1 protein-coding gene is annotated in these 900 nt (G+C 56.9%); it reads right to left on the bottom strand.

Annotated features, from left to right (window positions below; translation table 11 throughout):
* On the bottom strand, positions 1-674 hold a 674-nt coding region (locus tag NTD85_RS15935), incomplete at its 3' end, for an IS110 family transposase (RefSeq protein ID WP_262142642.1).
* Between the last annotated feature and the right edge of the window lie 226 nt (positions 675-900).

Below are 900 nucleotides of genomic sequence, written 5' to 3'. Positions count from 1 at the left end.
GCGATTCCCGCCAAGGCGGCGATCTCCCTGCGATCCAGCTCGCCGAGTTCGGGTAGATAAACCAACAAGCTGGCGGTCGCCACAGTGCCGATGCCTTTGACGGAGATAAGCCGATCGGCTTTTTCCGCATCCAGCTCACGCATGCTTTGATCGATGGCTTTGCCGAACTGCTTGATCTGGGTCTGCAGGTAGCGAATATGGTCCTTGATCGCCTCTATGGCCGCGGGCAACTGGGCCTGTTGCAGCCGGCGCTTGTTGTCATCGCGCTGCTGGACGAAGTGCTCGCGTAATTGAATCAACTCGCGCAGGGCTTCACGCTCAGGCGAGATGGGCTTTTCGCGAGACGCATGCAGCGCTTCGGCAAAATCGGCGAGAACCGCCGCGTCGATGGGATCGGTTTTGGCGTTCTTGCCCATTGCTACGGCAAAGGCTCTGGCCCGGCGAGGATTGATCCTCAACACGCTGAAACTTGCCTGCTGCAATGCCGCCATGACCTTGCGTTCATAGCCGCCTGTGGCTTCCAGCAACACGCGGCCAACCGTGTACTGACCTAAACGCGCGATCAGCACATCAAAGCCTTCAACGGTATTGGGAACTTCAAAGCCGTCTTTCTGTGGTTGAACCCAGACGACGAGATTGGATTTGGAGATATCGATGCCGACCCAGGAAATCATGGCAAAACCCTCTTACACTCAGAAGTGAGAGTGCTCTGGCTTTGCCCACGCTTGTGATTCGAGTGGCGCTCGTCCAACTGTTCGGGCTTATGGGCCAGAGTAGAAAGGTGGATGGCAGCTTTGCTCCCACTCGTGCTTCAAGCACCGCGGACTCACAGCTTGCCATCCACCCCTCTCACCTCAGAGTTTATTCCTTTACTCAGACACAAGCGGGCTTGCTCGCGAA

The organism is Pseudomonas sp. 13B_3.2_Bac1, from assembly GCF_025466205.1.
In the GTDB taxonomy this organism is placed as follows: domain Bacteria; phylum Pseudomonadota; class Gammaproteobacteria; order Pseudomonadales; family Pseudomonadaceae; genus Aquipseudomonas; species Aquipseudomonas fluorescens_H.
Note: the sequence above shows the minus strand (reverse complement) of the source record. Positions and strands in the feature narration are given on the sequence as shown.